The following is a 23,305-nucleotide window of genomic DNA, read 5'->3' as shown; positions in this document are numbered from 1 at the left end:
CATGTCCGATCGCCCGGCGTTCGGACGAACCACGTCAATCCGTCGTAAGCCGACATTTCGGTCAAGATCCTCGGCGTCGGCGTGGATCCGTCTCGGCTAACGTGGGATCCGGAACGTCGGGTTAGTTCGCCATCTGATCGTGAAGGGGGAGCCGTGACCGAACCGTCCACACGGGACGGACTCGCCGCCGTGCTGTGGGATATGGACGGCACGCTGGTCGACTCGGAGAAGCTGTGGGACGTCGCCCTCTACGAGGCCGTCGAGACCCTCGGTGGCACGTTGACCGAGGTGCAGCGCCTGAGTCTCGTCGGGTCCAATATGGACGAAACGGCCGCTTTCCTGCTCGAAGTGTGCGCCAAGCCCGTCACCCCCGAGTCGATCGCGGAGATGGGGGAGTGGATCCGCGAGCGGACGGCCAACCTCTTCGACGGTCCCCTCCCGTGGCGCCCCGGCGCGCAGGAGCTGCTCGAACTGTTGCGCGCCAACGGCGTGCCGATGGCGCTGGTCACCTCCACCGAACGGTCGCTGACCGAACTCGCCCTCAACACCATCGGCCGCGAGTACTTCGCCGTCACCGTCTGCGGTGACGAGGTCGATGGTCTGAACAAGCCGGACGCCAGGCCGTATCGGCTGGCGACGGAGTTGCTGGGGGTACCGGCTTCCCGATGCGTCGCGATCGAGGACTCACCGCCGGGCGCGGCTTCCGCGGCCGCGGCGGGCTGCACGGTGGTGGTGATCCCGAACGACGTCGACGTCGAGCCGGGAGAACGGCGTGTGTTCCGCTCGTCGCTCGTCGGTCTCGACGTGCGCGCGCTGACCGCCCTCCTGCCCTGACCGCCATGTCGCGTTTTCGCTAGACCCCGGCCACGCAGTCGGTGATGCTGGCTGGGTGCATGAGGATTTCGAGCGTTGCGTCCGGGCGGTCCAGGCGAACGACGACCGGTTCGACGGCTGGTTCTTCACCGCCGTCCGGACCACGAAGATCTATTGCCGGGCGAGCTGCCCGGTCGTCCCGCCCAAACCGGAGAACATGAAGTTCTATCCGAGCGCGGCGGCCGCGCAGGAGGCCGGGTTCCGCGCCTGCAAACGGTGCCGCCCGGACGCGAGTCCCGGTTCGCCGCAGTGGAACGAGCGCGCGGACCTGGTGGCCAGGGCGATGCGGTTGATCGCCGACGGCGTCGTCGACACCGACGGCGTGACCGGCTTGGCCGCCCGGCTCGGGTACAGCGTCCGGCAGGTCGAGAGGCACGTGCGCGCCGAACTCGGCGCGGGCCCGCTCAGTCTCGCCAGGGCCCAGCGCGCGCAGACGGCGCGGCTGCTGATCGAGACGACCGGCCTGTCGATGATCGACGTCTCCCTCGCCGCCGGGTTCGGCAGCGTCCGGACCTTCAACGACACCGTCCGCGAGGTCTTCGCGCTGTCCCCGACCGAGTTGCGGGCCCGGGTCCGCACCGCGCCGGCGACCGCGCCCGGGACGCTGAACCTGCGCCTGCCGTACCGGAAGCCGCTGTTCCCGGACAACCTCTTCGGGCATCTGGTCGCGACCGGGATCCCCGGTGTCGAGGAATGGCGCGACGGCGCGTACCGCCGGACGCTGCGGTTGCCGCACGGCCCCGCCCTCGTCGCCCTCAAGCCCGAAGACGGTCACATCGGCTGCCGTCTCACCCTGTCGGACTTGCGGGACCTCTCGACCGCGATCAGCCGCTGCCGCCGCCTGCTCGACCTCGACGCCGACCCCGTCGCGGTCGACGAGGCCCTGGCCGCCGACAGCCTGCTCGGCCCGCTCGTGACGGCGGCGCCCGGCAGGCGGGTGCCGAGGACCGTCGACGGCGACGAGTTCGCCGTCCGCGCCGTGCTGGGCCAGCAGGTGTCCACCGCTGCAGCGCGGACGCACGCCGCCAGGCTGGTCCTCGCGCACGGCGATCCGGTCGACGATCCGGAAGGCGGCCTCACCCACGTCTTCCCGGACCCTGCCGCGCTCGCCGAGATCGACCCGGAAAGCCTCGCGATGCCGCAGAGCCGCAAGCGGACGCTGCTCGGCCTCGTCGCCGAACTGAACGGCGGCGAGCTCGACCTCGGAGCGGGCAGCGACTGGCAGCGGGCACGGGAACGCCTGCACACGCTGCCCGGGTTCGGACCGTGGACCGTGGAGAGCATCGCGATGCGCTCGCTCGGCGACCCGGACGCCTTCCTGCCGACCGACCTCGGCGTCAAAGTCGCCGCGAAGGGCCTCGGTCTCGGCCCGGCGGCGTTCGTCGAGCGTGCCGAGCACTGGCGCCCGTGGCGCGCCTACGCCGTCCAGCACCTCTGGGCGACCGGAGACCACCCGATCAACCGGCTGCCCGCCGCCTAGCAGGAGCATCATGCGCACGCACACCGTCATCGACAGCCCGTACGACCGGCTGACCCTGGTCGCGGACGGCGAAAGTCTCTGCGGCCTCTACATGGTCCAGCAGCGGCATCGCCCAGCGGAGGAGACTTTCGACCATCCGGATCCGGGCGCGCCGATCTTCGTGGAGACCGAGAAACAGCTCAAGGAGTATTTCGCCGGACAGCGGAAGGATTTCGATCTTCCGATGAGCTTCGGCGGCACCGAATTCCAGCGGATGGTCTGGCAGGGCCTGCTCGGAATCCCATATGGCGAGACGGTCTCCTATGGCGAACTCGCCGACCGGCTCGGCAGGCCCACCGCGTCCCGCGCGGTCGGCCTCGCGAACGGGAAGAACCCGATCGGCATCATCGTGCCGTGCCATCGCGTGATCGGCTCCACCGGCGATCTCACCGGCTATGGCGGTGGTGTCGAACGGAAGCGGCTCCTGCTCGACTTCGAGCGGGGCGGCTCGACGTTGTTCTGAGGTGTGACGCCGGTGGCATCACACCGGCCCGGGGCAGCGCGACGCGGGCGCGGATGGAAGGATCTCCAGACTGTGAAGACCTTCGATGAGCTGTTCGCCGAGCTTGCCGACCGCGCCCGCACGCGCCCCGACGGTTCCGGCACCGTCGCCGCGCTCGACGCGGGTGTGCACGCGCAGGGCAAGAAGGTGCTCGAAGAGGCGGGCGAAGTGTGGATCGCCGCCGAGCACGAATCCGACGAGAGGCTCGCGGAGGAGATTTCACAGCTGCTGTACCGGTTGCAGGTGCTCATGCTCGGCCGTGGACTGTCGACAGAGGACGTGTACCGGTACCTGTGACGCGTTCGCGTCCGGAGAACCAAGGAGAAGCAATGTTGCGTGTCGCCGTGCCTAACAAGGGAGCCCTCGCCGCCGCCGCGTCGGAGATGCTCGGAGAGGCCGGTTACCGCAAGCGACATGAGGCCCGCGATCTGACCGTGCTGGACACGGTCAACGAGGTCGAGTTCTTCTTCCTGCGTCCCAAGGACATCGCGATCTACGTCGGATCCGGCGAGCTGGATCTCGGCATCACCGGCCGCGACCTCGCGCTCGACTCCGGCGCGCCGGTGGAGGAGATCCTCGGCCTCGGCTTCGGCGGTTCCACATTCCGGTACGCCGCGCCGGCGGGCCGGGACTGGCGGGCCGAAGACCTGCACGGTAAACGGCTCGCGACGTCGTACCCGCGACTCGTGCGCGAGAACCTGAAGCAGCACGGGGTGGAGGCGGAGGTCATCCGCCTCGACGGCGCCGTCGAGATCTCGATCCAGCTCGGCGTGGCCGACGCCATCGCCGACGTCGTCGAGTCCGGCCGTTCGCTGCGCCAGCACGGCCTCGTGGCCTTCGGGGACCCGATCTGCGTCTCGGAAGCAGTGCTGCTGCAGCGGGAGGGTACCGAGCACACTCGGCCCAAGGATCAGCTGAAGGCACGGTTGCAGGGTGTCGTCTTCGCCCAGCACTACATGATGCTGGACTACGACTGCCCGCGTTCGCTGCTCGAGGCGGCCATCGCGATCACGCCGGGCCTCGAGTCGCCGACCGTCGCGCCGCTGGCGGACGAAGACTGGGTGGCCGTGCGGGCGATGGTGCCGCGCAAGGAGGTCAACCGGATCATGGACGAACTCGCCGAGACCGGCGCCAAGGCCGTCTTGGCTTCGGACATCCGGGCCTGCCGTCTCTAGGTCTCAGACGCTATGAAAGGCCCGTTACTTGCAAAATTTGCAAGTAACGGGCCTTTCATGGCACGCGCTAAGTGCTACCGAGGCCGGTTCGGCTTCTTGGGCATGAGGTCGTAGAGCCGCTTTCGTGCGCCGTTGTCGTTGGCGCTGCGCGTCACCGAGACCTCGGTGATGAAGTCCTCGAAGACGAACTCCTCGTCCGCGGGCACGATCGCCGGGGCCGGATGGTTCTGCAGGTACCCGTCCAGCGTTTCCGCGATCTCCCGGAACGACAGTGCTTGCAGGGTTTCCGGCGCGTAGGTCGTCACGGGCACCCCGTGCGCGGCGGCCTCGTTCATCACCACGCCGAGCGGGACGTGCGAAAGCATCGGGATCCCGAACGTGTACAGCTCCTGCAACGCGGCCGCCGCGTAGTGCGAGATCGGGCGGCGGTACAGCCCGGGGACGAGGCCGTAGTAAGCGATCGGCGGACGGCCGACGGTCTGTTCGACGTAGCGGACCTGGTCCGAAAGCAGGCGCAGCGCCCGGATGCTCGTCCGGTCCGGCTGCACCGGCACGAGAATCCCGTGCGAGGCGGCCAGCGCGTTGTTGGTCAGCACGTCGAGCGCGGGCGGGCAGTCGATGATGACGTGGTCGTAGTTCGCGAACTGGATGACCCTGGCCAGCTGCCAGCCCGGGACGCGGAACTGGTCCAGCCGCCGGATCAGGTCGAACATGCCCGGCGAGGTCGGGATGACGTCGAACGCGCCGCCCCGGCCGAGGTTGCTGCGCGGATGCCGCACGGCGAGTTCTTCGATCGGGCCCTTCCACACCTTGGTCAGGGCTTTCGCCAGGCTGGGCATATTCGGCGCCACCTCGTCCAGGCCGAGGAGTTCGGTGGTCGCGTGGCCCTGTGGGTCGAGGTCGATCAGCAGCACCCGGCGGCCGCGTTCGGCCAGCGCCGCCGACGCGCCCACACTGAGTGAGGTCTTGCCGACCCCGCCTTTTTGGTTGACCACCGAGGTGATCTGCATGCCGAAGCGCTCCCTGCGTCTGTTGTTCCGGGAAGGCTATTGGAAACGGGCTCAGAATGCGCGTCTATCAGCCCGCCTGTCGCGGCCGCACCAGCAACGCCTGCGCCCCGGACGCGATCGGTCCGGACGTGTCGTGCAGCGTGGTCGTCGCCGTGCCGATGCCGTTCGGGCCGATCAGGGTGGCCGCGTCGACACCGATCCAGTCGCCCAGCGGTGGGCGGCGGAGGTGCACTGTCAGCTCTGAGTTGATGAACCACCACTCACGCGGGTCGAGGAAGTTCGAAATCCCGTTGCCTGAGTCGGCCAGGACGAACAGCCGCTGGAGAGCACTCGGTTTCTCCCCGTCCACGAGGGCGACCCGCTGACGCCCCCAGACCGTCGCGGGACCGGGTTCGTCCAGCGCGCCGCTGACACGCCGCCATTCGACGGCGTCGAGGTAACCGCCGTGCCAGCCTTCCGGCCAGTTCGACGTCGGCAGGCCCTCCGGCGACGGCAGGGCGGGACCTTCCGCCGTCGCCACCGAGGTCGTGTCCGAGGTCGCGATGCGCCATGCCGAGGCGCGGGCGACGACCCGCTCCCCGTGGGAGAGCTCGGCCTCCAGCCACTCGACCGACCGGCCCGGGCGTTCCACCCAGGCCCGCACCGACAGCTCCTTCAACGGCGCGGGCCCGAGGATCTCGATCGTCACCCGCGCCAGCTGGCTCGCGTGCGGCGCCTCGACCTCTTCGAGCGCGCGGACCAGCAACGCCGAGGGCGGACCGAAGTGCTGCGCGTCCGGGGTCCACGGCCCGGCGGTGTGCGGGGTCGGGACGAAGAGACCGTCGCCGGACGGCACGTAGAAGGCTTCTGTCACACCGGGCACCCTAATCCGCACGGTCCAATACGGACTCCTCGCCGGGATCCGGCTCGGGCCAGCCGGGGTACGGCGGGGGAGTGCCGCCGTACTGCGGGCAGAGCGCCTGGTGATCGCACCACGCGCAGAGTTTGCTCGGATTGGGCCGGAAATCGCCGGTCTTGCCCGCTTTGAGGATCGCCTGCCAGATCGCCTCGAGCGTGCGCTCGAACCGGACCAGCTCGCCCTCGTCGGGGGTGTAGGCGAGGGACTGCCCGTCGGTGAGGTACATCAGTTTCAGCTGACGCGGCACGACACCGCGAAGCCGCCAGAGGACCACGGCGTAGAACTTCATCTGGAACATCGCCTTGGCCTCGCCGATCTCACGGGGCGCGGCGCCGGTCTTGTAGTCGACGACGCGGATCTCGCCGGTCGGCGCCACGTCCAGCCTGTCGACGTAGCCCCGCAGCAGCACCCCGGAGCCCAGCTCGATCTCGACGTGCAGCTCGCACGCTTCGGGCTCCAGCCGGCTCGGATCCTCGAGGCCGAAGTAGGTGTCGACGAGCTGCTCCGCCGAAGACAACCAGGACGTGACGGCCTCGGGATCGTCCTGATCGAACAGCTCGATCCACTCCGGACGTTCCGCGGACAGGTCCTCCCACGCCGGTGCGAGCAGGTCCTTGGCCTGCGGCGGGGTGCGATCGGCCTGCGGAAGGGAGAACAGGCGCTCTAGCACGGAATGCACCAGCGTGCCGCGAAGCTGGGCCTTCGTCGGGATCTCGGGAAGTCTGTCGACCGCGCGGAAGCGGTAGAGCAGCGGGCACTGCTTGAAGTCGCTGGCACGCGACGGGGACAGGGCCGGCCGACGGCGCGGGACTTCGGCGCCGGGCGGCGGATCGGCGGTGACCGTGTCGGTGTCGGGCATGCAGGGAGGGTAGCGCCGGGTACCGACAGTTCCGGGACTGCGACGCACCGGAGTGGCCTGACCGACACCACCCGGACGGGAAGGGCGGGTTACCCGCACCCCACACCTGGGCATCTACGCTCTGACACATGGCGGTGACGGGTGAGCAGGGCCCGCCTCGACGAGGCGTGGCACCGGACGGTGGTCTCCTGCTGTTCCGCGTCTCCGGGATCCCCGTGCTGCTCGCTCCTTCGTGGTGGATCGGCTCGCTGGTCATCGTGGTGCTCTACACGCCGCTGGTCGGCCGGTTCCTGCCCGGCGCGACGACGCTGACCTCGTGGCTGCTGGCGGCCGCGTTCGCGGTCCTGCTCGGACTTTCGGTGCTGGCACACGAACTCGGGCACTGCCTGGTGGCGCTGCGCCTCGGCATCCCGGTCCGGCGCCTGCGCCTCTTCCTCCTCGGCGGCCTCTCCGAGGTGGCGAGGACCCCGCGTCAGCCGCGGCAGGAAGGACTCGTCGCCGCCGCGGGACCGGCGGTTTCGTTGCTGCTCGGCGCTTTCTGCGGGCTGCTCATGTTCGCCGTCCCGCCGGAGAGCGCGGCATGGCTGCTCATCGCGGAATGCGCCGTCGCGAACTTCGCCGTCGGGATCTTCAACCTCCTGCCCGGGCTCCCGCTCGATGGCGGGCGCCTGGTCCGCGCCGGGGTCTGGGCGGCCACGGGCCGCCGGGACAAGGGCACCCGGGCCGCCGTCGTCGGTGGCGGTGTCGTCTCGGCCGGACTGATCGTCTGGGCGCTGTGGGGACTGGCGGCGGGCAGTGAAGACCGCTGGCTCCGGCTCGGTGTCTGTGTCGTGACAGCGTGGTTCGTGATCCTCGGCGCGCGAAGCGAACTCGCCGCCGAAACCCGTCGAGGCTGGCCTGAAGGTGTGCGGCTGAGCGAGCTCGTCCGGCCGGTTCTCCAGCTTCCCGCGGAAAGCCCTGTCTCGGACGCGCTGGCCGCTTCTGCGGGCCGTGGAGTGGTCCTGGTGCGTGCCGACGGTGTGGCGGCCGGGTTGCTCGACGAGCAGGCCGCCGCGCAGCTGGCGGGAACCTCGCCGCACGCGCCGGCGGAGATGGCCGCGGAGCCGATCCGCGCCGACACCGTGCTGCTTTCCTCGGAGTCGGGGGAGGAGATCGCCGAGCGCGTCCGGGAAACCGCCGCGTGGCAGTTCCTCGTCGTGGACGACGAAGGCAGGCCCGCGGGCGTGCTCCGGCGCGAGGACCTGCGCGCCGCGATGACCAGGAGCCGACCCCCGGCGTAGCCCGGGACGGCCACCTGCGAGGATCGGTCGTCGATCAGTTCGCGCGTATGGAGGTTCAGTGTCGGTCCGTGGGCCGTTTCGTATTGGTGACCGGGTTCAGCTGACCGACTCCAAGGGGCGGCACTACACCATGGTGCTCGCCGAGGGACAGCAATATCACACCCATCGCGGCGCGTTGGCGCACGACGACGTGATCGGCGCGCAGGAGGGTTCGGTCGTCACTTCGGCCGGCGGCAGCAACTATCTGGCGCTGCGCCCGCTGCTGCCGGACTACGTGCTGTCGATGCCGCGCGGTGCGCAGGTGATCTACCCGAAGGACGCCGCGCAGATCGTGATGTGGGGCGACATCTTCCCGGGCGCGCGGGTGCTCGAGGCCGGTGCCGGTTCCGGCGCGCTGACCTGTTCGCTGCTGCGGGCGGTCGGGCCGGAGGGCACCGTCCAGTCCTACGAGATCCGGGACGACCACGCCGAGCACGCCGAGCGGAACGTGGAAAAGTTCTTCGGCCACAAACCGGACAACTGGTCGCTGACGGTCGCGGATCTGTCGACGCACACCGGCGAGGTCGACCGGGTGGTGCTCGACATGCTGGCGCCGTGGGACCAGCTGGAGACGGTCGCCGCGCATCTGGTGCCCGGCGGGGTGCTCACGGTCTATGTGGCGACGGTCACACAGCTTTCGCGGATCACGGAGGCCTTGCGAGAGCAGCAGTGCTGGACCGAGCCGGAATCCTTCGAGACGCTCATGCGGCCCTGGCATGTCGTGAGCCTCGCGGTGCGGCCGGACCACCGGATGGTCGCGCACACCGCGTTCCTGCTGACGGCTCGCCGTCTGGCCGACGGCACGGTCTCGCCGCGGGTCCACCGCCGCTCCGGCAAGGGCTGACCTCGGCCCCCGAAGTACGTGAAGGCCCCCTTCCTTGCGTCTAGCGCAAGGAAGGGGGCCTTCACGCGGCACCGCGCTCCCAACTCATCACCGCCGTGGGGCCGGTATCCGCGAACGGTCTCCCCAAGGGCGCCCAGCGCCCGACGGAGACTTCAGCGCTCGACAGACAATTAGGGCACGCACCACTTGCCCTCACGCTTCTTCAGCGGGAAAGGCGTGTCCTTCTGGCCGCCCGCGCCCTCGACGTGCACGGTCACCGTCGCCGAATCGCCGCTGACCGTAGGCGGGTCGGGGACGGTCGCGGAAACCTTGCCCGCCGCCTCCCACTTCCGCTTGAGCTCGGCCAGATCGGCCGACGACTGCTGGACGCAGGTGAGCTTGCCGAACGCCGTCGCGTCGTGGTCGACGATCGCCGCGGCGATCGCCTTGCCCACCACCTCGACCGCGGCCACGTCCGGATCCACCGGGACCGGACGGGACTGACTCGGCCACGACGGGGGCGCTGCGGTGCTCGACGCGGCCGGGTCGGAGCCGGACGGGGCCACCAGCAGCAGCCCCACCACGACACCCACCACGACCGCGCCGCATCCGGCGAGAACGGCGATCAGCCTGCTGGACACCGGTTCCGTGTCAGCGCTTCGCGCCGATGAAGCACCAGAGGTCCGACTCCTTCTTGAAGTTGAGGACCCCTGACTCGGTCTTGCCGTTCGTGGTGGCCGTGATCGGGAGCTTGGCCGACTCTCCGGTGGTCGCCAGGTCCCCGGACTTCGTGATCTTGAGGTCCTTGGCGATCGAGATGTCGTCCTTGGTGTTCACACTGCGGCAGGCCGACTGCGCGACCGTCTTGCCATCGCCCGAGTTGTAGGCGTTGAACACGGCGTCCGCGACCTCTTCGGGTGTCGCCTTGCCCAGTGGGGCGGGCCCGGAGCCCTTGGTCGCCGAGGTGCTGGGCGAGCTGGACTTGCTCCGGGTCGACGAAGTGGACGGCTTCGACGACGAGGAAGCGGAACCCGTCGGGGCCGCACTGCTCGAACTGGCAGGTGGGGCCGCGGTCGGGTTGTCGTCGCCGGAGTTCAGGGCGATGACGAGGGCGGTGACACCGCCGCCGACCAGCACGACCGCGCCGACCGCGATGCCGACGATCAGTCCGGTCTTCTTTTTCTTGGGCGGCTCACCGTAGCCGCCGCCTTCCTGCGGGTAGGCGTTGTAACCGCCCTGCTGCTGACCGTACGGATCCGGCTGGCCGAACTGCTGCGTGGCACCGGGGTATCCCTGCTGGGGCTGGGGGCCGCTCTGCGGGTAACCACCTTGCTGCTGGCCGTACGGGTCCTGTCCGTACTGACCAGGCTGCTGCTGACCGTACTGGCCGCCACCGGGGTATCCCTGCTGCGGCTGGGCGCCGCTCTGCGGGTACCCGCCCTGCTGGCCGTACGGATCCTGTCCGTAGCCGCCGGGCTGCTGCGGCGGGTAAGTCATGGCTGATGCCCCCTAGCTGTTCTGCGAAAATGCTCAACACGACAGGCCGGTCCGCCTCCCCGGCGAACGTCGGCCCGATGCTAGCCATCGAGCCGGATCGCCGCTCGATTAGGGCCGAACTGATACCGGAAACCCGTTTGCACCCGGACGGAGCCGGGTATTCCGCCGCAGGTCAGGGCAGGTGGACGGAATGTGACCATGGGAGTGCCAGACCCGGCACCGGGATGGCCCCTTGCGCGGTGTGAACGTACGTGCTGTCAGGTCGTCCGGAACGCGACGCGCCGATCTTGTGATGCGGAAAGGCCTTTTATTGTCGGTGATCGCCGGTACCGTGGAATGAAAAGCACTCCGAGGAGGTGCCCAATGCATCATGACCTTCCCGGAGGTCGGCGCGAGGAGGCCGACCCTTCAGAAACGACCGGAGCTGGAACCACGTCCGACGAGCAGGCACGTCAGATTCGCTTCCTCGAGGAGGAAGTGGCCCTGCTGCGCCGGAAGCTCACCGATTCGCCACGTCAGAACCGAGTCCTGGAGCAGCGACTCGCCGAGGCGTCGGAACGAGTGAGCCAACTCACTGAACGCAACACGAAACTGGTCGAGACGCTCCGCGAGGCGCGTGGCCAGTTGCTCGCGTTGCGAGAGGAGGTCGACAGGCTGGCCCAGCCTCCGAGCGGTTACGGCGTGTTCGTGACCGCGTACGAGGACAACACGGTGGACGTGTTCACCGCGGGCCGCAAGATGCGGGTCTCGGTCTCACCCGCGGTCGAGGTCTCGTCGCTGCAGCGCGGCCAAGCGTTGCGGCTCAACGAGGCGCTGACCGTCGTAGAAGGCGGTGACTTCGAGAAGATCGGCGAGGTCTGCGCGTTGCGCGAGGTGCTGGCCCCGGACGTCGAGGGCGGCAGCCCCCGTGCGCTCGTGGTCGGGCACGCGGACGAGGAGCGGGTCGTCCTGCTCTCCGATCCGCTGGCCGAGCAGCCCCTCAAGCCGGGCGATTCCCTGCTGGTGGACTCGAAAGCCGGCTACGCCTACGAGCGTGTGCCGAAGGCGGAGGTCGAGGATCTCGTGCTGGAGGAGGTGCCCGACGTCCAATACGAGGACATCGGTGGCCTCACCCGGCAGATCGAGCAGATCCGCGACGCCGTCGAGCTGCCGTTCCTGCACGCGGATCTCTACCAGGAGTACCAGCTGCGCCCGCCGAAGGGCGTGCTGCTCTACGGGCCTCCTGGCTGCGGTAAGACCCTCATCGCCAAGGCGGTGGCCAACTCGCTCGCCAAGAAGGTCGCGGAAGCACGCGGCGACGCGGCGGACGGGAAGTCCTACTTCCTGAACATCAAGGGTCCGGAGCTGTTGAACAAGTTCGTCGGGGAGACCGAGCGGCACATCCGCCTGATCTTCCAGCGAGCTCGGGAAAAGGCCTCCGAAGGCACCCCGGTGATCGTGTTCTTCGACGAGATGGACTCGATCTTCCGCACCCGCGGTTCGGGCGTGTCCTCCGACGTGGAGACCACGATCGTCCCGCAGCTGCTCTCGGAGATCGACGGTGTCGAGGGCCTGGAGAACGTCATCGTCATCGGCGCCTCCAACCGTGAAGACATGATCGACCCGGCGATCCTGCGGCCGGGCCGGCTCGACGTCAAGATCAAGATCGAGCGTCCGGACGCCGAAGGCGCGAAGGACATCTTCTCCAAGTACCTGTCCGACGGTCTGCCGATCCACGCGGACGACCTGGCAGAGTTCGGCGGTGACCGCAGGGCGACGTTCGACGCGATGATCCAGCACACCGTCGAGCGCATGTACGAGGAGACGGACGAGAACCGGTTCCTCGAGGTCACCTACGCCAACGGTGACAAGGAGGTCCTGTACTTCCGTGACTTCAACTCGGGCGCGATGATCCAGAACATCGTGGACCGGGCGAAGAAGTCGGCCATCAAGTCGGTGCTGGAGACCCAGCAGCCCGGCTTGCGCGTGCAGCACCTGCTGGACGCGATCGTCGACGAGTTCGCGGAGAACGAGGATCTGCCCAACACCACCAACCCGGACGACTGGGCCCGGATCTCCGGCAAGAAGGGTGAGCGGATCGTCTACATCCGCACGCTCGTCACCGGCAAGAACCAGGATTCGGGGCGGGCGATAGACACCGCCACGAACACCGGTCAGTACCTGTAGGGCGAGAAGCGAAGGGGCCCTTCACCGCGGAACACGCGGTGAAGGGCCCCTTCGTTTCGGTTCACACGGCCACAGGTTCCTTGAGCTTCTTACGCAGGCTCAGCCGCCCGTGCGCGGCGAGGATGCCCAGGACGACGAGCAGCGCGCCGGCGGGCTGGTTCCACGCCAGCGGTTCGTCGAGCACCAGGACACCGAGCAGCACGCCCACAACGGGTGTGAGGTAGGTCACCGCCGACGCGTTCGACGCGCCCCACGCCGCGATGATCGACGCGTTCCAGGCGTAGGCGAGCCCGGTGCCCAGCGCTCCGAGCGCGATCATGCTGAGGACGATCGTCGTGTCGAGGTGCACCGGCGTCGTCGCGATGAACGGCGCGAGCACCAGCATGACGACGGCGCCACAGCAGACCTGCCCGAGCGCGATGGTCGGGGCGTCGAGGTTCCGCCAGGAGATGAACCGCCGCACGTAGACGAACGAGATCCCGTAGCAGGTCGTCGCGCCGAGGCAGGCCAGCTGCGCCGTCAGCTCGTGGGAGACGTCGATTCCTTGCCAGACCCCGACGATGGTGAGCACGCCGAGGAAACCGAGGACCAGGCCGGTCGTCCGGGCCTTCGTGAAGCGCTCGGAGGGCAGCGCGGCCGCCGCGATGAGCATCGTGATCAGCGGGGTCGTCGCGTTGAAGATGCTGGCTAGCCCGGAGGAGATGTACTGCTCGGCCCAGGAGAACAGCAGGAACGGGATGACGCACAGCAGTACGGAAACGACCGCGAGATGGCCCCATACGGCCGGATCGCGGGGGAGTGGCTTGCGGCGCCAGGCGGCGATGGCGATCAGCGCCAGCGCGCCGAGGCAGACGCGGGAGAGCGCCACCTGAGCGGGCGACAGGCCGGTGAGCCCGACTTTGATGAACAGAAAACTAGCGCCCCATACGACCGCGAGTGCCGCGAATCGGATCGCGATACCGAAACGTCCCAATTGTCCTTCTCCTGAGCCCTCGACTGCGAACTCAGTGAATCGGGAATCCACTGTGCACTCCAGCGGTTTTCGGACGATGTGTCCGACGCCTCCAGTACGTTCCGGGAATGGGGAAGAGGTTTTCCGGGATGCGGCGCCGTGCGGCGGGCGAGCTCGCGGCCGCTGCGAGTGCCCTCGGCGAGACCGGCGGGATCCGGTGGGAGGTCGAACTCGATCAAGACGGACGGCTGACGGTCACCGGGGCGACGGCGGACTGGATCACCGAACTCGCCGCGACGGTGGATCCGGTGGGGTGGCTGGCCGAGCAGGACGGGTTGATCGGCCTGACCGAAGGGGGCGGGCTCCTCCCCGCCCGAGGTCCCGAGATTCCGGACGGGCCGGTCCCTCCCGTGCTCCCCGCCCGGATGAAACCCGCGCCCGGCCGCGAGTTGCGCGTGTCAGGGCATGAGCGCGCCAGCGAGCATTGGGCGCTGCGCGTCCTGCCGGACGGGACTTTCGCGAACGGATCGGGGCGTTTCGGTCCCCTGGATCCGAAGACCGTCTTCGAGGACGCGGACGATCCCGCGGTGGCCTGGCGCGAGTGCTTCCGTCCCGAAGACCCCGACATGTGGACCGAGACCGTCGAGATCGTTCGCGCGGTCGTTCCCGCTCCGAGGCATCCACTCGTGGCGTCCTACGGATGGCTCGGCGCGCTGGAGATCTCGGCCGGGGGAGCGGTGGCCGTGGCGGGCCGCCAGAGCAGGGCATTGCTGGAACTCCTGGTGGACACGGGGCTGGCGGCCGACCCCTTCGGCACGGTGCGACGCTCGGCCCGGCTTCTGGCGGACCGGATCCCGGACGTCGGGGAACACACTCCCGGCGTGGTGGTCACGCTCGGCGCGCGTATAACGCCCTATACTTCCGGGTCGTGAGCGAATCCCCCGGGCGCCCGCGCGCGCCGATCACCGAGGCCGATGTTCTGGCGTGGCTGGAAACGACGGCGGCCGCCGTCCAGGCCGGGGAGGTGAGCGCTCCCGAGCTGATCGAGATCCTGGGGGAGCTGCGGCGCGCCTCCGCGGCCTGCGCCGACGCGTCCGACTGGGCGCTCCTCGCCGCCAGGGAAGAGGGCGCCAGCCTCCGTCAGATCGCGCCCGTCTTCGGCAAGGGTTACGTTCGGGCTCCGGCGGCCCGCCTCGAAAAGCTTCACCGGCAGGCGCAGAACTCGAGTCAATGGCTCGCCATCCTCCGCCACAAGAACGAAGGAGCCCGGTGACAGCCTCGGAAATCCCGGTCGGCGAACGGATCGCCGTCGGACTGGCGGCGCTCGGCAGGCCCGCGTACATCAACCTCGGCCGGGTCGACGCGCTGCCGCCCGGACGCGGGTTCGAGGCGATGCGCGCGGCGACCTACGACGTGCTGGACGACGCGTACCGCGCGGGCGTCCGCTGGATCGACGTCGCCCGTTCGTATGGTTCTTCGGAGGAGTTCCTCGCCGGGTGGCTCGCCGATCGCGGTCACACGGACGTGATGGTGTCGAGCAAATGGGGCTACCGCTACGTGGGGGAGTGGAAGCTCGACGCGGAAGTGCACGAGGTCAAGGAGCACACCGCGGCACGGTTCGCCGAACAATGGGCAGAAACCGTTGACCTGCTGGGGAAAGCGGTCACGCTCTACCAGGTCCACTCGCTCACTGTGGACAGTCCGCTGTTCGCCGACGAGCGGCTCGTCGGCGCGCTGGCCGAACTCGCGGCAGACGGCGTTCCGGTGGGATTCTCGACGTCCGGGCCCGCGCAGGCCGACGCGATCCGCCGGGCGTTCGAGCTGGAAGTGTCCGGGACGCCGGTGTTCAGTGCCGTGCAGTCGACGTGGAATCTGCTGGAACCTTCCGCCGGCCCGGCGCTCGCGGAAGCGCAAGCGGCCGGGAAACGGGTGCTGGTCAAGGAAACCGTCGCGAACGGACGGCTGGTGGTCGAGCCGCCGCCCGCACTCGCGCGGATTGCGCGCGAACACGAGGCCGGCCCGGACGCGGTGGCGATCGCGGCGGTCCTGGCGCAGGACTGGCGGCCGGTCGCGGTCATCGGCCCGTCGAGTACGGCGCAGCTCGCGGAGAATCTCGTTGCCACCAAGGTGAAGCCGACCGCGGACGAACTCGCGGAGCTGGCCGCGCTCGCCGAGGAACCCGTCGCCTACTGGCGGCACAGGTCCTGCCTCGGCTGGCATTGAGGGGCTGGACTAGTCTCGCGGCAAACGTCTGGCGGGTCACCGGGGAGGCTTGAGGGTGCGTCATCGGCAGGTTCTCGCGGTGGCGACGGTCGCGCTGTTCGGTTTGTCCGGCTGCGCGGACCGGCCCAACGACCTCGACACCTATTACGACGACCCGACGCCCACGCCGACGGTCGAACCTGTGCAGCCTTCGGTCAAACCGCAGGCTGCCCCGGTTCCGCCCTCGTCGACCCGAGCTCCGGTCCCCGCGGCCGTTTCCGCCGCGTTGCTGACCGACGAAGACGTCGCCGAGGAAGAAGTCGTCCCGGGCGAGAGCAAGGTGTCCGGCTGTCTGACCGGTCTCACCCGCGGCACGAGCCGCTCGACGGCCTGGTCCTACCCGAGCGGCTCGACACTGGAACATCAGGTGACCGAGTACACCGACCGTGACGCTTCGGACGTCGTCACCCAGGCGGTCTGCGAAGGCAAGAAGCTCACGCTGACGAAGCAGTCCGGTATCGAAGTGCAGCGGGCTTGGTGTGAAGGCACGACGTGCACCGTGTTGCTCGCCAAGGGGAAGCTCGTCTCCGCGCTCAGCGTGACCGCCGGGACCGAGGCGCGCGCGACCGACGCGGCCAGGCGCCTGCTGCCGATCGTCGCGCAGCGCCTCCGTTCGGCCTAGCGGGCGGCTTCCCGCCGGAACCACTCCAGCGCGCCGAGACGTCCGTCCGGGATGAACCGGCTTTCGGGATCGTCGAGCCACGAACGCAACTCGTCCAGCGTCAGCCACCGTCCTTCGACCACTTCGGACGGCTGATGGACGAAGGGACCGTCCCAGCGCGTTTCGAAGGCGAAGTTGTGGCAGCGGATCGTGTCGTCGTCGGTGATATGGACGAAAAGCGGCCTCAGTTCCACTCCGTGAACACCCAGTTCTTCAGCCAGTTCCCGTCGGGCGCACTCCTCGGGCGTCTCACCCGCCGCGACGATGCCGCCCGCCCAGCAGTCCCAAGTGGAGGGATAGACGTCCTTCGTGGGGGTGCGCAGGTGCACGTAGACGGAGCCTCCGTCACTCGAACGGACCAACACCACGCCCGCCGCGTGCCAGAGTCCTTCGGCACGGACCCGGGACCGGGTGGCCGCTCCCACGGCGGTTCCACCGAGGTCATAGAGCGCAACGAGTTCGTCACTGCCTGACATGGGGGGCATCGTCGCACGCCTCCGACCCCGTAGGGTGGTGGGTATGCGGCGGATCATGGGAACCGAAGTCGAGTACGGCATCGCGGTGCCGGGCGACGCGACGGCGAACCCGGTACTTACCTCGACCCAGGTCGTGTTGGCCTACGCGGCCGCGGCGGACATCCCGCGGGCAAGGCGGGCTCGCTGGGACTACGAGGTGGAATCGCCACTGCGCGACGCCCGTGGTTTCGACCTGACCGGCCCGAGCGGCCCTGGCCACGATCCGGACGTCGAGGATCTCGGCGCGGCGAACGTGATCCTGACCAACGGCGCGCGGCTGTACGTCGACCACGCTCACCCGGAGTATTCGGCGCCCGAGGTGACGAACGCGCGCGACGCGGTCATCTGGGACAAGGCGGGCGAGCGGGTCATGGAGGAGGCGGCGCGCAAGGCCGCCACCGTTCCCGGCCAGCCGCCGTTGCAGCTGTACAAGAACAACGTCGACGGCAAGGGCGCGAGCTACGGCACGCACGAGAACTACCTGATGCAGCGGTCGACCCCGTTCACCGCGGTGATCGCGGGACTGACGCCGTTCTTCGCGTCCCGTCAGGTGATGACGGGTTCGGGACGCGTCGGGGTCGGGCAGCAGAGCGAGGAAGCGGGCTTCCAGCTTTCGCAGCGTTCCGACTACATCGAGGTCGAGGTCGGCCTGGAGACGACGCTCAAGCGCGGGATCATCAACACCCGCGACGAACCGCACGCCGACGCGGACAAGTACCGCCGCCTGCACGTCATCATCGGTGACGCGAACCTGGCCGAGTACTCGACGTACCTCAAGGTCGGGACGACGGCGCTGGTGCTGGACCTGATCGAGGCGGGTATCCGGTTCGACGACCTGAAACTGGACGAGCCGGTGCGCGCGGTGCACCAGATCAGCCACGACCCGACGCTCAAGGCGAAGGTGTCGCTGGCCAACGGCCGGAAGTACACCGGGCTGGACCTGCAGTTCGCCTACCACGAGATCGCGTCGGCGAACCTGGAGCGCACCGGTGCGGACGAAGCCTCCAAGGAGGTCCTGCGGGTCTGGGGCGAGATCCTGGACGCGCTGGCGCGGGACCCCCAGGAATGCGCGGACAGGCTGGACTGGCCGGCGAAGCTGCGGTTGCTCGAGGGCTACCGCGCGCGGGACCAGCTGGCCTGGGGCGCGCCGCGGTTGCGGCTGGTCGACCTGCAGTACTCGGATGTCCGGCTGGACAAGGGCCTGTACAACAGGCTCGTCACCAGGGGTTCGATGAAGCGCCTGGTGACCGAGGAGGAGGTGCAGGAGGCGATCACGACCCCGCCTTCGGACACCAGGGCCTACTTCCGGGGCCGCACGCTGGAGAAGTACGCCAGCTCCATCGCCGCGGCGTCCTGGGATTCGGTCATCTTCGACGTCGGCAGGGAATCGCTGGTGCGGATCCCGACGTTGGAGCCGCTGCGGGGCACGAAGGCCCACGTGGGGAAGTTGCTGGACGACTCCGCGACCGCCGAGGAGCTGGTGGAGGCGCTCACCGGTTCGGACTAGCGGGATTTCCTTTCATCGGGGTTAAGCGATCACGGATCCCACGGAATGTCGGGACCGCTGGGTAGGCTAGGAAACATCGGCCACACCGGGAGGCGAGATGGCTCAGGAAAAGATCGAAAAGCACGGCGGAGGCGACTCGGACGAAGAGTTCGAGGGCGGCGGTCCGGCGGGCCAGGAGCGGCGCGAGAAGCTTGGTGAGGACGTCGACACGATCCTCGACGAGATCGACGACGTGCTCGAAGAGAACGCCGAGGACTTCGTCCGCGCGTACGTGCAAAAGGGCGGCGAGTAACTCGTTCCGGGCGGCCGGGTGCGGTCGCCTGTGCGGAGCCGGCGGATCACACAGATTGGAACTTTGAGCACGTATGGAACACACCTCGGGTAAGTCGGCGCTGCCCGCCGCGTACTTCTCGTCGGCGACCTCGTCGTTCTCGGACTTCCTTCGGGCGCAGGCGCCCGAACTGCTCCCGGAACGGCGTGTCGCGGCCGGCGCGGGCGGGCTGGACGCGCCGCACGGTACGACGATCGTCGCGGTCAAGTTCGCGGGCGGGGTGCTGATCGCCGGTGACCGGCGGGCGACGTCGGGCAACCTGATCGCTTCGCGCGACATGGAGAAGGTGCACGTCACCGACGAGTATTCGGCGGTGGGAATCGCGGGCTCGGCCGGGCTGGCGATCGAGATGGTGCGGTTGTACGCGGTCGAACTGGCGCACTACGAGAAGATCGAGGGTGTTTCGCTCTCGCTCGACGGCAAGACGAACAAACTCGCCGGGCTGGTGAAGTCCAACCTCGAGATGGCGATGGCGGGCCTGGCCGTGCTGCCGCTGTTCGTCGGATACGACCTCGACGCGGAAGACGCGAAGCACGCGGGCCGGATCGTCTCGTACGACGCGACGGGCGGCCGGTACGAGGAGAGCGCCGGGTACCACGCCATCGGTTCGGGTTCGCTGTTCGCGAAGGGCTCTCTGAAGAAGCTGTACGACCCGGACGCGGACGCCGAAGGCGCGATCCGGGTGGCGGTGGAAGCGTTGTACGACGCGGCGGACGATGACACCGCGACCGGCGGACCGGATCTGGTGCGCCGGATCTTCCCGACGATCGTGACGGTCACCGCGGAACAGGGTGCGGTGGCGTTGCCGCTCGAACAGACCACCGCGGTGGCCGAGGCGATCGTGGCCACGCGATCCGAGCGCGGACGCTAGCCGTCCTCCCTGTCCCTTTTCCGATGAGAGCCAGAAAGAGCGGAGCCCCACAGTGACGATGCCGTTGTACGCCTCTCCCGAGCAGTTGATGCGGGAGCGCTCGGAGCTCGCGCGCAAGGGAATCGCGCGCGGCCGGAGCGTGGTCGCGCTGAAGTACCGCGGTGGCGTGCTGTTCGTGGCCGAGAACCCGTCGGCGACGTTGCACAAGGTGTCGGAGATCTACGACCGGATCGGCTTCGCGGCCGTGGGCCGCTACAGCGAGTTCGAGAACCTGCGGGTCGCCGGTATCCGGCACGCGGACCTGAAGGGCTACCAGTACGACCGGCGGGACGTCAGCGCGCGTGCGCTGGCGAACGCGTACGCCGCGACACTGGGCAGCATCTTCACCGAACAGCTGAAGCCGTTCGAGGTGGAGGTCTGCGTCGCCGAGGTCGGCGCGACCGCGGCCGAGGACCAGCTGTACCGGTTGACCTACGACGGTTCGATCTTCGACGAGCCGAAGTTCGTCGTGATGGGCGGTCAGGCCGACACGCTCACCACGAAGCTGAAAGAGAGCTACGAGCCGGACCTGGAGCTGGAGGTGGCACTCGGGGTCGCCGTGAAGGCGTTGCGCGACAACACCCCGACGCCCACGAACGGCGACTCGGACCCGGTGAAGCTCGAGGTCGCCGTACTCGAGCGGGAGCGACGCGGCCGCAAGTTCCGCCGGGTCGCCGGGGCTGCGCTGGACGCGCTGCTGCCCGCCGAGCCGGAGAAGGACGAGTCCGAGGGTGACAAGCCCGAAGGCGAGTCCAAGAAGGACTGAGTCTCAAGTACGTGAAGGCCCCCTTCCCCGCGTCTGGCGTGGGGGAGGGGGCCTTCACGTTTGGGGGTCCGGTGTGGACGGTGGGCGGAGCGTGGTGGGTCGCGAGTGGCGGCTGCGGTCGTTCACGGGTCCGGGTCGTGAAGGGCCCCTTGCCTACCTTGACCGTAGTGATGGAGGCCTTCACTACCTTCGTGATCGCCACGGCCGCTACTTTCGCCCCACCCGCACCAGTGGTCACAGCGGCCGCGCGTGGAGGCCCTCTTCCCTCGCTCCTTGCCGAAGTACGTGAGGGCCCCCTTCCTTGCGTCTAGCGCAATAAAGGGGGCCATCACGTACTTCAAGCGACCGAGGCGCCGGTACCGAGTGGGTCGGGTTGGTCGTGAGTGGCGATTCGGGTTAGAACCCGAATCGCCACTCACGACCAACCCGGCCCACCACCCGACGCTCACTTCAGGAACGTTCGCCCCGGATCGTGCGCCGCAGCTTCGGAACCCGCTCGTGCAGAGTCCGCTCCGCACCCCGCTGCGTCGGCTCGTAGTAGTCCCGCCCGACCAGTTCGTCCGGCGGATACTGTTGCGCCAGAACACCTTCCGGCGCGTTGGGCGGATACCGGTACCCCTTCGCGTTGCCGAGCTTCTCCGCTCCCGCGTAGTGCCCGTCCCGCAGGTGCGGCGGCACCGTCCCGATCCGCCCGGACCGGACGTCGGACAGCGCCGCGTCGATCGAGGTGACGATGGCGTTCGACTTCGGCGCCGTCGCCAGGTGCACGGTCGCCTGCGCCAGCGCGAGCCGTCCTTCCGGCATCCCGATGAACTGCACCGCGTGCGCCGCCGCGACGGCGGACTGCAGTGCCGTCGGGTCGGCCATGCCGATGTCCTCGCTCGCGTGCACCACCAGGCGGCGGGCCAGGAACCGCGGGTCCTCCCCCGCTTCGATCATCCGCGCCAGGTAGTGCAGCGCGGCGTCCACGTCGGAGCCACGGATCGACTTGATGAACGCGCTGATGACGTCGTAGTGCTGATCGCCGTCGCGGTCGTACCGCACCGCCGCTTTGTCCACTGTGGACTCGACGATGGCCAGGTCGATCGTCTTGGCCTCGGTCGCGCTCGCGGCGTCGGCGGCGGCTTCCAGCGCGGTCAGCGCGCGCCGGGCGTCGCCGGTGGCCAGCCGCACCAGATGCGCCCGCGCCTCGTCGGTCAGGGTGAGTTCGCCGCCGAGACCTCGTTCGTCGGTCAGCGCGCGGTCGATCAGGGCGACGATGTCGTCGTCGGTCAGCGGCCGCAGTTGCAGCACCAGCGACCGCGAGAGCAGCGGGGCGACGACGGAGAACGACGGGTTCTCCGTGGTGGCCGCCACCAGCAGGACCGTGCGATCCTCGACCGCACCGAGCAGAGCGTCCTGCTGCGTCTTGGAGAACCGGTGGACCTCGTCGATGAACAGGACGGTGTTCTCGGCGTTGTAGTTACGGCGTCGCCGGGCCTCTTCGATGACCCCGCGCACCTCCTTCACCCCGGCCGACAGCGCCGACATCGCCACGAACCGGCGTCCGGTCGCGGCCGAAACGAGGTTCGCCAGCGTGGTCTTGCCCGTCCCCGGCGGACCGTAGAGCAGCACGGACGCGGGCGCCGCGCCCTCGACGAGCCGCCGCAGTGGCGCGCCCTCACGCAGCAGGTGCTGCTGGCCGACGACCTCGCCGAGCGTCCGCGGCCGCATCCGCACGGCCAGCGGCGAGCCTGCCGGTACGGCGACCTCTCTCGGCTCGTCATCCTCCGGAGGAGGCCCGAGATCGGGGTTCACGGTGAAGAGTTCGTCCTGTGCCACGGTGTCGACGGTAGCCGTACCCACCGACGGTTCCGGCCACAGGTCAGCGCAGCCGCTCCCGGAACGAGTGCCACATGATCACGGCCGCGTACGGCACGAACTCGCGGCCCCGCCGCCACACCCACGGCACCCCCTTCAGCACCAGCCAGCCGACATGCCCGGCGGTGCTCGGCTCCACGCCTCCCGAGCAGGTCAGGCTGACCGGACGCGGTACCGCGAACCCGGCTTCGGACAGCCGTTCGGTGAACCCGGTCGCCAGCATCCGGTGCCCGAGTTCCGACGGGTGCAGCCGGTCGACGCTCCACGCGGTGAGGTCGTAGGCGCCGGGCAGCAGTTCGAGGTCGAGGCACGGCACGCCTTCGCGCTCGACGACACCGGCGATGGCGGCGTTCAGTTCGGCCACCCGCTCGCTCAGCGCCCGCCGCAACGACTGCGGGAGGCGGAACACCTTGCCGTGGTCGTGGTAGCGCACCGGCACCACGGTGGTGCCGACGGCGGCCAGCGAGCGGATCACTTCGGTGAGGTCCGCGGCGATCCGCTCGGCGCTGAAATCGGGCCGCAGCGTGTCGTTCATCCCCGCCACCACCAGCGCGACGTCCGGCCGGTGCGCCACGGCCGCGGGAAGCTGCTTCGTCAGCACGCACCCCATGCGCGCTCCGGCGAACGACGGGTTCAGGTAGCCGTCCGGCTCGACGCCCAGCGCCTCGGCGACGAGCGGGCCGACCCCGCGCCAGCCGCCTCTGTCCGGCAGCGGGTCACCCAGGCCCACGGCGGTGGAATCGCCGAGTACGACCAGTCTGCGGGCGGACCGGGGTACGGCCGGGGCAGGAGGAAGGAGGGGTTCGGGACTCGGAGTGACTTCGACACTGATCACGGTCACGGTAGCCACCATCGGCCACGCAGACTCACCTGCGGTGATGCCTGGGTAACGCGGCGAGG

25 protein-coding genes are annotated in these 23,305 nt (G+C 69.1%); 16 read left to right on the top strand and 9 right to left on the bottom strand.

What is annotated here, in order from left to right; translation table 11 throughout:
* The first annotated feature begins 153 nt into the window (after positions 1–153).
* The 5 genes from ACLJRM_RS01335 to hisG all read left to right on the top strand — a co-directional run bounded on the left by ACLJRM_RS01335 (position 154) and on the right by hisG (position 4,069).
* Complete coding sequence (locus ACLJRM_RS01335) at positions 154–834, top strand: HAD family hydrolase (RefSeq protein WP_410661949.1); 681 nt, start codon at positions 154–156, stop codon at positions 832–834.
* A 55-nt stretch (positions 835–889) separates the two neighbouring features.
* Complete coding sequence (locus ACLJRM_RS01330) at positions 890–2,353, top strand: DNA-3-methyladenine glycosylase 2 family protein (RefSeq protein WP_410661948.1); 1,464 nt, start codon at positions 890–892, stop codon at positions 2,351–2,353.
* Between the two features lie 10 nt (positions 2,354–2,363).
* Positions 2,364–2,855, top strand: coding sequence for a methylated-DNA--[protein]-cysteine S-methyltransferase (locus ACLJRM_RS01325; protein ID WP_410661947.1), 492 nt, complete (start codon positions 2,364–2,366; stop codon positions 2,853–2,855).
* A 72-nt stretch (positions 2,856–2,927) separates the two neighbouring features.
* Positions 2,928–3,191 carry a phosphoribosyl-ATP diphosphatase gene (locus ACLJRM_RS01320; RefSeq protein ID WP_101607665.1) on the top strand — a complete coding sequence of 88 codons (264 nt, stop codon included), beginning with the start codon at positions 2,928–2,930 and terminating at the stop codon, positions 3,189–3,191.
* Between the two features lie 32 nt (positions 3,192–3,223).
* Entirely contained in the window at positions 3,224–4,069 is an 846-nt protein-coding gene (gene hisG, locus ACLJRM_RS01315; RefSeq protein ID WP_101607666.1) for an ATP phosphoribosyltransferase, read from the top strand.
* Positions 4,070–4,143: 74 nt separating this feature from the next.
* Here the strand turns inward: hisG and ACLJRM_RS01310 are convergent, their stop codons facing one another.
* From ACLJRM_RS01310 to ACLJRM_RS01300, 3 genes are all read right to left on the bottom strand, one after another.
* Positions 4,144–5,079, bottom strand: coding sequence for a ParA family protein (locus ACLJRM_RS01310; RefSeq protein WP_101607667.1), 936 nt, complete (start codon positions 5,077–5,079; stop codon positions 4,144–4,146).
* Positions 5,080–5,146: 67 nt separating this feature from the next.
* Positions 5,147–5,932, bottom strand: coding sequence for a thioesterase family protein (locus ACLJRM_RS01305; protein WP_101613181.1), 786 nt, complete (start codon positions 5,930–5,932; stop codon positions 5,147–5,149).
* A gap of 10 nt (positions 5,933–5,942) precedes the next feature.
* Positions 5,943–6,836 (bottom strand): RecB family exonuclease, encoded by an 894-nt coding sequence (locus tag ACLJRM_RS01300; RefSeq protein ID WP_101607668.1) that lies wholly within the window; start codon positions 6,834–6,836, stop codon positions 5,943–5,945.
* 128 nt (positions 6,837–6,964) lie between these two features.
* On the opposite strand from ACLJRM_RS01300, the gene ACLJRM_RS01295 reads away from it, so the two are divergent.
* Positions 6,965–8,116, top strand: a complete 1,152-nt coding sequence (locus ACLJRM_RS01295; RefSeq protein ID WP_410661946.1) for a M50 family metallopeptidase — start codon at positions 6,965–6,967, stop codon at positions 8,114–8,116.
* Positions 8,117–8,174: 58 nt separating this feature from the next.
* Positions 8,175–8,999 (top strand): tRNA (adenine-N1)-methyltransferase, encoded by an 825-nt coding sequence (locus ACLJRM_RS01290; RefSeq protein ID WP_101607670.1) that lies wholly within the window; start codon positions 8,175–8,177, stop codon positions 8,997–8,999.
* Between the two features lie 170 nt (positions 9,000–9,169).
* Here the strand turns inward: ACLJRM_RS01290 and ACLJRM_RS01285 are convergent, their stop codons facing one another.
* Together ACLJRM_RS01285 and ACLJRM_RS01280 are read right to left on the bottom strand one after the other, a co-directional pair.
* Positions 9,170–9,619 (bottom strand): hypothetical protein, encoded by a 450-nt coding sequence (locus ACLJRM_RS01285; RefSeq protein ID WP_101607671.1) that lies wholly within the window; start codon positions 9,617–9,619, stop codon positions 9,170–9,172.
* A gap of 10 nt (positions 9,620–9,629) precedes the next feature.
* Positions 9,630–10,475: a hypothetical protein gene (locus tag ACLJRM_RS01280; RefSeq protein ID WP_410661945.1), complete on the bottom strand. Its 846-nt coding sequence runs from the start codon at positions 10,473–10,475 to the stop codon at positions 9,630–9,632.
* 363 nt (positions 10,476–10,838) lie between these two features.
* On the opposite strand from ACLJRM_RS01280, the gene arc reads away from it, so the two are divergent.
* On the top strand, positions 10,839–12,641 hold the full coding sequence (gene arc / locus ACLJRM_RS01275; RefSeq protein ID WP_101607673.1) for a proteasome ATPase: 1,803 nt from the start codon (positions 10,839–10,841) through the stop codon (positions 12,639–12,641).
* A gap of 61 nt (positions 12,642–12,702) precedes the next feature.
* Here the strand turns inward: arc and ACLJRM_RS01270 are convergent, their stop codons facing one another.
* Positions 12,703–13,614, bottom strand: a complete 912-nt coding sequence (locus ACLJRM_RS01270; RefSeq protein WP_101607674.1) for a DMT family transporter — start codon at positions 13,612–13,614, stop codon at positions 12,703–12,705.
* A 107-nt stretch (positions 13,615–13,721) separates the two neighbouring features.
* On the opposite strand from ACLJRM_RS01270, the gene ACLJRM_RS01265 reads away from it, so the two are divergent.
* Genes ACLJRM_RS01265 through ACLJRM_RS01250 form a run of 4 tightly spaced genes read left to right on the top strand, consistent with a single transcriptional unit; the run spans position 13,722 to position 16,477 of the window.
* A complete protein-coding gene (locus ACLJRM_RS01265; protein WP_410661944.1) occupies positions 13,722–14,525 on the top strand; it encodes a hypothetical protein in 804 nt (267 codons plus the stop codon).
* A complete protein-coding gene (locus ACLJRM_RS01260) occupies positions 14,522–14,866 on the top strand; it encodes a hypothetical protein (protein WP_410661943.1) in 345 nt (114 codons plus the stop codon). The genes ACLJRM_RS01265 and ACLJRM_RS01260 overlap by 4 nt, the downstream gene beginning before the upstream one ends.
* Positions 14,863–15,816 (top strand): aldo/keto reductase, encoded by a 954-nt coding sequence (locus ACLJRM_RS01255; protein WP_410661942.1) that lies wholly within the window; start codon positions 14,863–14,865, stop codon positions 15,814–15,816. Before ACLJRM_RS01260 ends, ACLJRM_RS01255 begins: the two co-directional genes overlap by 4 nt.
* Before the next feature lie 55 nt (positions 15,817–15,871).
* On the top strand, positions 15,872–16,477 hold the full coding sequence (locus tag ACLJRM_RS01250) for a hypothetical protein (RefSeq protein WP_101607678.1): 606 nt from the start codon (positions 15,872–15,874) through the stop codon (positions 16,475–16,477).
* Here ACLJRM_RS01250 and ACLJRM_RS01245 read toward each other — a convergent pair.
* Positions 16,474–16,992 carry an NUDIX hydrolase gene (locus ACLJRM_RS01245; RefSeq protein ID WP_410598893.1) on the bottom strand — a complete coding sequence of 173 codons (519 nt, stop codon included), beginning with the start codon at positions 16,990–16,992 and terminating at the stop codon, positions 16,474–16,476. The two genes, ACLJRM_RS01250 and ACLJRM_RS01245, sit on opposite strands and share 4 nt — an antisense overlap.
* Positions 16,993–17,035: 43 nt before the next feature.
* Between ACLJRM_RS01245 and dop the strand changes: the two genes are divergently transcribed.
* The 4 genes from dop to prcA all read left to right on the top strand — a co-directional run bounded on the left by dop (position 17,036) and on the right by prcA (position 20,545).
* Positions 17,036–18,538, top strand: a complete 1,503-nt coding sequence (gene dop, locus ACLJRM_RS01240; protein WP_101607680.1) for a depupylase/deamidase Dop — start codon at positions 17,036–17,038, stop codon at positions 18,536–18,538.
* Positions 18,539–18,635: 97 nt separating this feature from the next.
* The gene (locus tag ACLJRM_RS01235) at positions 18,636–18,830 is read left to right on the top strand and encodes a ubiquitin-like protein Pup (RefSeq protein WP_005150863.1); all 195 of its coding nucleotides are present in this window, start codon (positions 18,636–18,638) and stop codon (positions 18,828–18,830) included.
* 73 nt (positions 18,831–18,903) lie between these two features.
* On the top strand, positions 18,904–19,740 hold the full coding sequence (gene prcB / locus ACLJRM_RS01230; RefSeq protein ID WP_101607681.1) for a proteasome subunit beta: 837 nt from the start codon (positions 18,904–18,906) through the stop codon (positions 19,738–19,740).
* A 52-nt stretch (positions 19,741–19,792) separates the two neighbouring features.
* Complete coding sequence (prcA, locus tag ACLJRM_RS01225) at positions 19,793–20,545, top strand: proteasome subunit alpha (RefSeq protein ID WP_101607682.1); 753 nt, start codon at positions 19,793–19,795, stop codon at positions 20,543–20,545.
* 450 nt (positions 20,546–20,995) lie between these two features.
* On the opposite strand, the gene ACLJRM_RS01220 is transcribed toward prcA, so the two are convergent.
* Together ACLJRM_RS01220 and ACLJRM_RS01215 are read right to left on the bottom strand one after the other, a co-directional pair.
* Entirely contained in the window at positions 20,996–22,366 is a 1,371-nt protein-coding gene (locus ACLJRM_RS01220; RefSeq protein ID WP_101606689.1) for a replication-associated recombination protein A, read from the bottom strand.
* A 43-nt stretch (positions 22,367–22,409) separates the two neighbouring features.
* Positions 22,410–23,258, bottom strand: a complete 849-nt coding sequence (locus ACLJRM_RS01215; protein ID WP_101606688.1) for an SGNH/GDSL hydrolase family protein — start codon at positions 23,256–23,258, stop codon at positions 22,410–22,412.
* Positions 23,259–23,305: the final 47 nt, after the last annotated feature.

It is taken from the genome of Amycolatopsis sp. lyj-84 (genome assembly GCF_046549075.1).
Taxonomy (GTDB): domain Bacteria; phylum Actinomycetota; class Actinomycetes; order Mycobacteriales; family Pseudonocardiaceae; genus Amycolatopsis.
The sequence above is the reverse complement of the archived record's forward strand: the minus strand, read 5'-3'. Positions and strand labels throughout refer to the sequence as shown.